The 7,921-nt window shown below is 47.2% G+C and carries 8 protein-coding genes and 2 pseudogenes; 8 read left to right on the top strand and 2 right to left on the bottom strand.

The genetic code is table 11. The features are described 5' to 3' along the window. Positions 1-99 precede the first annotated feature (99 nt). The 7 genes from UH38_RS23485 (at position 100) to UH38_RS23515 (ending at position 6,864) form a co-directional block, all read left to right on the top strand. Positions 100-708 carry a DsbA family protein gene (locus UH38_RS23485; protein WP_200892599.1) on the top strand — a complete coding sequence of 203 codons (609 nt, stop codon included), beginning with the start codon at positions 100-102 and terminating at the stop codon, positions 706-708. A gap of 151 nt (positions 709-859) precedes the next feature. Continuing rightward, a complete protein-coding gene (locus tag UH38_RS23490) occupies positions 860-1,681 on the top strand; it encodes an alpha/beta fold hydrolase (protein ID WP_045057138.1) in 822 nt (273 codons plus the stop codon). Between the two features lie 76 nt (positions 1,682-1,757). Next, a complete protein-coding gene (locus tag UH38_RS23495; protein ID WP_045057139.1) occupies positions 1,758-2,486 on the top strand; it encodes an alpha/beta hydrolase in 729 nt (242 codons plus the stop codon). Positions 2,487-2,586: 100 nt separating this feature from the next. After that, a complete protein-coding gene (locus UH38_RS23500) occupies positions 2,587-4,122 on the top strand; it encodes a GMC family oxidoreductase (RefSeq protein WP_045057140.1) in 1,536 nt (511 codons plus the stop codon). 87 nt (positions 4,123-4,209) lie between these two features. Next, positions 4,210-5,583, top strand: a complete 1,374-nt coding sequence (locus tag UH38_RS23505; protein ID WP_045057141.1) for an FAD-binding oxidoreductase — start codon at positions 4,210-4,212, stop codon at positions 5,581-5,583. Between the two features lie 43 nt (positions 5,584-5,626). After that, complete coding sequence (locus tag UH38_RS23510; RefSeq protein WP_045057142.1) at positions 5,627-6,085, top strand: VOC family protein; 459 nt, start codon at positions 5,627-5,629, stop codon at positions 6,083-6,085. A 26-nt stretch (positions 6,086-6,111) separates the two neighbouring features. Then, positions 6,112-6,864 (top strand): glucose 1-dehydrogenase, encoded by a 753-nt coding sequence (locus UH38_RS23515; protein ID WP_045057143.1) that lies wholly within the window; start codon positions 6,112-6,114, stop codon positions 6,862-6,864. A 142-nt stretch (positions 6,865-7,006) separates the two neighbouring features. On the opposite strand, the gene UH38_RS23520 is transcribed toward UH38_RS23515, so the two are convergent. Further along, on the bottom strand, positions 7,007-7,357 hold the full coding sequence (locus tag UH38_RS23520; RefSeq protein WP_045057144.1) for a winged helix-turn-helix transcriptional regulator: 351 nt from the start codon (positions 7,355-7,357) through the stop codon (positions 7,007-7,009). Positions 7,358-7,485: 128 nt separating this feature from the next. Between UH38_RS23520 and UH38_RS23525 the strand changes: the two are divergent. Beyond that, positions 7,486-7,803: pseudogene (locus UH38_RS23525) on the top strand (alcohol dehydrogenase catalytic domain-containing protein); the annotation flags it as partial. Here UH38_RS23525 and UH38_RS26510 read toward each other — a convergent pair. After that, positions 7,802-7,921 (bottom strand): annotated as a pseudogene (locus tag UH38_RS26510) (IS630 family transposase); the annotation flags it as partial. The pseudogenes UH38_RS23525 and UH38_RS26510 overlap by 2 nt on opposite strands.

Below are 7,921 nucleotides of genomic sequence, written 5' to 3' on the forward strand. Positions count from 1 at the left end.
AGCACGGCGTTAATTACATAGGATGAAGTCATACCAATAACAGGTCAATAACAAGGCGAGGTTCAAGCATTTCAATAGAAGAAATCTCAGATATGAGTCATGGCAATCCCCCAATGTCATGAGAAATCCTTTTTGCTAGAAAGTCCGGTGAATCAAGATAGTAATGCAAATCAACTCTTTGTTCCACCTTCACAACGCGATCACTACCAGGGGACGCTCACTGCCCCAATCGTACTCGTGGAATATGGAAACTATCAATCTCCTCAGTGTAGGGAAGTGCATCGGTTGGTTCAGGCAATTCAACAATATTTCAATTCTGTATTTCCTGAGGAGAATCGGCTATGTGTCGTGTTTCGTCATTTTATCGAGAACTCAATCTATCCTCAAGCACAAAAGGCAGCGGAAGTGGCGGAATCCGCAGCAGCGCAGGGACAATTTTGGCGGATGCATGAGATGCTATTCACCCATCAACATGCGTTGGATAATGGCTACCTGGTGGAGTATGCTGATCGTTTAGGACTCGATATCTCCCAATTTCTGCAAGATATATCTAAGCAAAGGCACGTCGATCGCATTAACGAAGCTATTGAAAGTGGATACCAGAGCGGAGTAACCACTGCACCCGCACTGTTTATTAACGGAATTCGCTATTGCGATCGTTGGAGCCTTGAAGAATTAATCATAACGATTGACACTGCAAGGCATTAGGCTTCCCGAACCCTGCTTCAATCTACATCTAACTTGTTTGCTAGTGCTAGTAAGCTATCTAATCCGATGGCTAGCTTCTGCCTGTTTTGTTGAACAAATTGCCGTTGAAACAGAAGGAAAGCACTATCCCAATTCAAATGGAAATCACACGATGAACATGCTTAACTTCAAGAACAACATCCGCCTGCTTCTGATTATCACTCTCTTTTTAGGAACTCTCACCATTACTTCTCTAGGAGCTATCATGAGTAATGCAAAGGCACAAGTTAACAAGCCCACGATCGCGTTCGTTCATGGTGCGTTCGCCGAGTCTTCTAGTTGGAACGCTGTATTGACGAAGCTAATCGCGAAAGGTTATCCGACGGTTGCTGTGGCTAATCCTCTGCGCGGCGTTAAGAGCGACGCAGATTATGTTGCCAGCGCCCTTAAAGACATCAACGGACCGATCGTGCTGGTTGGGCATTCTTACGGAGGCGCGGTCATTACCAATGCCGTCAATGGTAACAGGAACGTGAAAGCACTGGTCTACGTTGCTGGCTTCGCTCCTGAGGCGGGCGAGACTGCCATTGAACTCTCAGGACGTTATCCAGGCAGCACGCTCGGACCAAAACTCGCGCCACCAGTTGAACTAGCCGATGGTGGTAAAGACCTCTATATTCAGCAGGACAAGTTCCACGCCCAGTTTGCTGCGGATGTGCCCGCTAACGAAGCGCAACTGATGGCTAGCACCCAGCGCCCGATTACGGAAGCCGCGCTGAACGAAGCCTCTGGTGCGCCCGCATGGAAATCTACCCCGTCTTGGTTTATCTATGGCGATCGCGACTTGAACATTCCTCCATCGGCATTGTCTTTCATGGCGAACCGCGCTAACTCAAAGGAAACCGTTGTTGTAAATGGCGCGTCCCATGTCGTGATGGTTTCCCATTCAGATGCCGTTGCCAAGCTCATCGATCGTGCTGCAACCGCGCCATAGACGTAGCATAAACAGGTCAGTCTTTCGCAATTGATGGATGGTGGACTTATAGCAAGCTAATTCAAAGAGGGATTTTATGTCAACTTTTGTCTTAGTTCATGGCTCGTGGCATGATGGTTCTGCTTGGCAAGCAGTCGTTGACCATCTAGAAGCAAAAGGACATCTGGCTTTTGCTCCCACGATCGCCGGACATGGTAAAAGCGTAGATAAAAATGTTAATCATGCTCAATGTACGCAATCGATCGTCGATTACATTGTTGGCAAAGACTTAACCGATATTGTTCTCTTAGGTCATAGTTTTGCTGGAACGATCGTTGCGAAAGTTACCGAAGCGGTTAGCGATCGCATTAGACGGCTCATCTTCTTAGATGCTTTTGTCCTTAATGATGGTGAAAGCCTCAGAGATAGCCTTCCGCCGCATTATCAAGCGTTATTTGACTCTCTAGCTAGAGAATCGGACGATTATACAATGATGCTGCCGTTTGAGCTTTGGCGAGAAGTGCTGCTCAATGATGCTGACCTGGAACTTGCTCGATCTAGTTATGCACAATTATCACCCCAACCCTATCAACCGTGGATTGACAAATTAGACCTGAAGCAGTTTTACTCGCTGCCCATTCCTAAAAGTTACCTCTACTGTACAGAAGATAATGTCCTTCCTCAAGGCGAACAGTGGGGTTGGCATCCGAGAATGTCTAACCGCTTGGGGCTATTTCGGCTTGTACAAATGCCCGGTAGTCACGAGGTTATGTTTTCTGACCCGATCGGTTTAGCCGAAAAGATTATTGTGGCAGGGCGCGACTAGCAGCAGAATTTGCAATCGCCAACCCACTAATGTCGCCATCATTCAACTAATAATGACCTGAAAAGGGAAAATTATGACAACTACATATATAAAACATAAAATGGCTCAATATGACTATATCGTGATTGGCGCTGGTTCAGCAGGCTGCGTTGTTGCCAACCGTCTTACAGAAGACCCTAATACTAAAGTATTGCTGCTCGAAGCGGGTGGTCCTGACACCAAGCCAGAAATTCAAATTCCCTCATTGTGGCCTACTACGCTCTTAGGCTCGGAAGTGGACTGGGCATACTTAACTGAAGGGGAACCTTACTTAAATAACCGCAAAATTTTATCTTCACGCGGTAAAGTCTTGGGCGGCAGCAGTTCGATTAATGGCATGATTTATATCCGAGGCAATGAACGTGACTACAACCACTGGCAAGCATTAGGTAATATTGGTTGGAGTTATCAGGATGTCTTGCCTTACTTCAAGAAATCGGAAAACCAGCAGCGAGGAGCATCGTTATTTCACGGAGTTGATGGACCACTTAGCATCACAGATCCACTCTCTCCTGCAAAAGTGTCGCAACGCTTTGTGGAAGCTGCGATCGCACAGGGCTATGAGCAAAATCCTGACTTTAATGGCGTACAGCAGGAAGGTGCAGGACTTTACCAAGTGACCGTGAAAGATGGCAAGCGCCAAAGTACAGCAGTAGCATTTCTGCGTCCGATTCAAGAGCGCCCCAACTTGACCATTCAAACAGGAGTATTGGTGACTCGTTTGCTCTTTGAGGGAAAGCGCGCGGTAGGGGTAACGTATGTCCAAAACGGAACGGAGTATCAAGTTAGGGTCAACTTGGAAGTTATTTTGAGTGCTGGTGCCTTCGATTCCCCTAAGCTGCTAATGCTTTCTGGAATTGGACCTGCTGAACATCTGCGGGCATTGGGCATTCCTGTAGTTGTTGATTTGCCAGGTGTCGGACAGAATCTTCAAGATCACCCGCTTGCCGTTATTGCCTACCAGGCTACTACTGATGTACCCGTTGCGCCAAGCAGTAATGGGGGAGAGGCTGGGTTATTTCTGCATACCAACAATAATTTAGATGAAGCACCTAATTTGCAATTTACAATTGTGCCGATTTTATATGTCGATCCTGCGTATGCACATAAAGGTCCGGCATTCACCCTTCCCTTTTACATCACCCGTCCCGAAAGTCGTGGTAGTGTAAGATTACGTTCCTCCTCCCCTTTCGACCCACCGTTGATTCGGGTCAACTATCTTCAGAAAGAATCTGATATGCAATTGATGGTTGAAGGACTTAAAATTTTGCGTCAAATTGTGGACTCCGATGCGTTTAATGAGTTGCGGGGCGAGGAAATTGCTCCAGGAAGTTCTGTGCATAGCGACAAAGCAATCGAAGATTATATTCGGCAAACGTGTGGTACGGGATGGCATCCTGTTGGGACGTGCAAAATGGGTATCGATCGAATGGCGGTTGTCGATCCTCAACTTAAGGTACGGGGGATTGAAGGGTTACGAGTTGTTGATGCATCGATTATGCCAACTATGGTCACAGGAAACACAAATGCATCGGCAATTATGATTGGAGAAAAGGCTGCCGATTTGATAAAAGTTGGAACAAAATTGCCTCAATGATTGTGAAAGCCTCAGAGATAGCCTTCCGCCTCACTATCAAGCGTTATTGGGACTGTGAAACGAACAATGACCTGAAAAGGAGAAATCATGACAACTACATACCATCACAGTGCTGCTTTCAACGATCTGGCAACACTGCTCACAGGACAGCTTGTTCTGCCTCAAGATGCTGATTATGAACAGGTGCGTCAACTCTGGAATGGCAGGGTGAAGACACAACCCGCTGCGATCGCTCGTTGTCTCACTGTACAAGATGTGATTCATACGATTCGCTGGACACGATCGCATCATCTACCCTTCTCGGTTCGAGGTGCTGGACATGAGATTTTCGGACGATCGCTGATCGAGAATGGCGTGGCGATCAATCTGTCTCAGATGAAAGCTGTTACCGTCGATCCAAAGAAGCGCACAGCTCAGATTCAAGCTGGAGCAACGGCTGGCGACCTGATTGAGGCAGCACAGAAATACGGGTTAGCAACCGTCACAGGAACAATCTCTAGCGTGGGTATGACCGGACTGACTCTGGGAGGCGGCTATGGTCCTCTCAACGGTGCCTACGGACTGGCTGCTGATAATTTGCTGTCGGCACAACTGGTCACTGCTGACGGGCAGCTTATCGCCGCAAACGCCGAGGAAAACGCCGACCTACTCTGGGGACTGCGCGGCGGCGGTGGCAATTTTGGTGTCGTTGTTTCCCTGGAGTTTCGCCTGCATCCGCTCACAACCGTGTTATCGGGTTTACTGCTCTATCCTTTGGAGCAAGCTAGAACTGTGTTACACCGTTTTAACGAGTTCATTGCCACCGCTCCTGATGAATTGACGATTCGGTCTGGATTTCTTCAAACACCCGATGGTCAGACATTGCTGTTTCTCTCACCTACTTACTGTGGTTCGCTCGAAATGGGCGAGCAGGCGATCGCACCTCTGCGGACTTTTGGTACAGTGCTGGTCGATCGGATGCAATCTGTTTCTTATCACGAATTAATTCATAGTAACGATGCGTTCAGTCCAAAGGGTCGTCACTACTACATTCAAACTCAGTCGCTTGACGGCTTGCAGACTGAAGCGATCAAGGCACTGATTGAACAGGGACTGCCATTGCCTTCTCCATTTTCAGCGATTAACATCCATCACTTTCATGGAGCCGCAAGTCGGGTAGGTGTGTCTGAAACTGCTTTTGCATTGCGTCAGGATCATCTGATGGTTGAGCTAATTGCAGCTTGGGAGCAGGACGACGAGCAGCGGTATATCCAATGGGCACAGAATCTCTCACAGGCACTAGCACCCTATGCTTTCAAAGGGGGATACATCAATCTCCTAGATGAGCAAGAACAGGAGCGCGTTCGGCTTGCCTTCGGGTCGAACTATGAGCGATTGCTCGATCTTAAGCAGAAATACGATCCAGATGATGTGTTTCGCTCGACGATCGGACATCTCGCACCCTATTCCCTCACACGGTAAGACTCTAAAATATCTAGAACATTCACAATTATAGGAGATTCAAATGACAATTTCAACTCAAACATCTTCAACTATAGGCTCAAATCCTCTGAGTTCGATGCAAATCGATCATGTTTGCTTGAATGTACCGAATTATGAGGAAACGCTTCAGTGGTATCAAGAAAAGCTAGATGCGACGATCGTCCATGAATGGACAGTAGACGTTTTCCCAGATCTGAAATTGGCTTATCTCAATGTATATGGCTTTCGCATCGAAATTATTGGCTCTACTCAGGCACGATCGGGAATGCCGATCGCGACTAATTTTGGTGAAGGATTAAGGACAACAGGCATCGGACATTTTTGTTTTCGAGTTCGAGATGTCGATGCAGTTCTTGCTGAATTAAATCGACGTGGTGTGAAAACATTTGTCGAACTCGGAAGCTATCCCGATCCGGGTATTCGGCTCTGTATTATTCAAGACAATAACGGTAATCTGATCGAGTTTGTCACCCCCTTGTGAATTCATTACTCAACTAGGAGAACTCTATGTCACACAAACTCTCAGGAAAAGTTGCACTTGTCACGGGCGGCACTAGCGGCATCGGACTTGCCACTGCCAGGCGATTTGTCGCCGAAGGTGCCTATGTCTTTATCACGGGTCGTCGTCAGACTGAACTTGATGCTGCTGTAACCAAGATTGGTAAGAACGTGACTGGCATTCAGGGCGATGTCTCAAATCTGGCAGACCTAGATCGACTTTATGCCACGATCGAGCAAGAGCAAGGTCACTTGGATATAGTCTTTGCGAATGCTGGCGTTGGACAACCCATCCCGCTCGGAGCGATCGCCGAAGAACACTTTGACAAAACCTTCAACACCAATGTCAAAGGTCTACTTTTCACTGTGCAGAAGGCACTGCCACTGATGCTAGAGGGCGCTTCCATCATCCTAAATGCCTCAACTGCTTCTATCGTTGGCACTCCAGCTTTCAGCGTGTATGGTGCAACTAAAGCTGCCGTGCGATCGTTTGCCCGCAGTTGGACACTCGACCTCAAAGACCGCCAGATTCGAGTGAATGCTATTAGTCCTGGCACGGTTCCGACTCCTGGTTACGATCAGTTTGGATTCAGTCAAGAGCAGGCGAAAGAATTTGTGGAGAGCCAAGCTAAAAATATTCCATTGGGACGAGTCGGCACGCCCGACGAAATCGCCAAAGCGGTTGTATTTCTGGCTTCTGATGACAGCAGCTTTGTCAACGGCATCGAGCTATTCGTCGATGGTGGCATGGCACAAATCTAAATGGGTGTTGTGTTCACGGTCAGCTAACCCACAATTGAGCGGTGATGAGAGAATTATGAACCCAGTAAAAATTCTGTTTGCCACTCCAACGCCATATCGGGCTACGTTTCAACTTACGTATCAAAATTCTTACCTCAAGGATTTAGCGCCGATTTTGACGATATTCCTCTAAGTTGTCGACAACATCCAGAATGTCAACAAAGCGATCGCCAAAATCTGTCAATTTGTATTCTACACGCGGTGGAATTTCAGGATAAGCAATCTTTTCCACAACGCCAAAATTAATGAGATCGGACAACCGCTCGTTCAAAACCTTGGTTGTTAATCCCTCGGTCGCACGGGTCATTGCTCCTGGACGGTTAATGCCTGCGCGAATTAAGCGTAAAACTTCCAACATCCATTTACAGCCAAGCGTATGCTCCACAATATGGGCAACGCTTGGCTGGGAGCTAGAAAACTTTGTTGGTGTGCTACGAGGCTGTGATGTCTGCATTTGCTACTAAACGGTAACTACCTTACCAAATGGTGCTGACTTGCGAAGTTAGAGGGAACTTACATACGCTAAGTGGTATCGAAATCCCGTCACTGTTTATTCTAAATCATCAAGGAGAGTTAGCGCAGATGAAATCTATGAAAGCAGCCGTATTAACTGCGTTTGGTGATGCTGACAAGTTTGAGATTCAAACTGTTCCTACACCAACACTGAAGGCGAATCAGGTGTTAGTCAGAGTTTGTGCAACCTCGATTAACCCAGTCGATTACCAAACTCGGCGGGGTGATTACAAGGAACTGGTTCAATTACCCGCCATTCTTGGAGTTGATGTTTCAGGGGTGATTGAGGCACTTGGCGAGGCTGTGACTGATTTCAAAGTGGGAGACAACGTGTATTACTCGCCGCAAATTTTTGGAGAATTCGGTAGCTACGCTCAGTATAGCATTACGGGGACACATTAGGACAAAACTTAAAAGCAGCATCAACACAATCATGAAAGCTATCAAATTCATCCCAGCGTTGTCGCATCCAATTTTTGAGTACAAACCACCAATGCTCAATCTC

The sequence above is a fragment of the Aliterella atlantica CENA595 genome (assembly GCF_000952155.1).
Lineage (GTDB): Bacteria > Cyanobacteriota > Cyanobacteriia > Cyanobacteriales > Chroococcidiopsidaceae > Aliterella > Aliterella atlantica.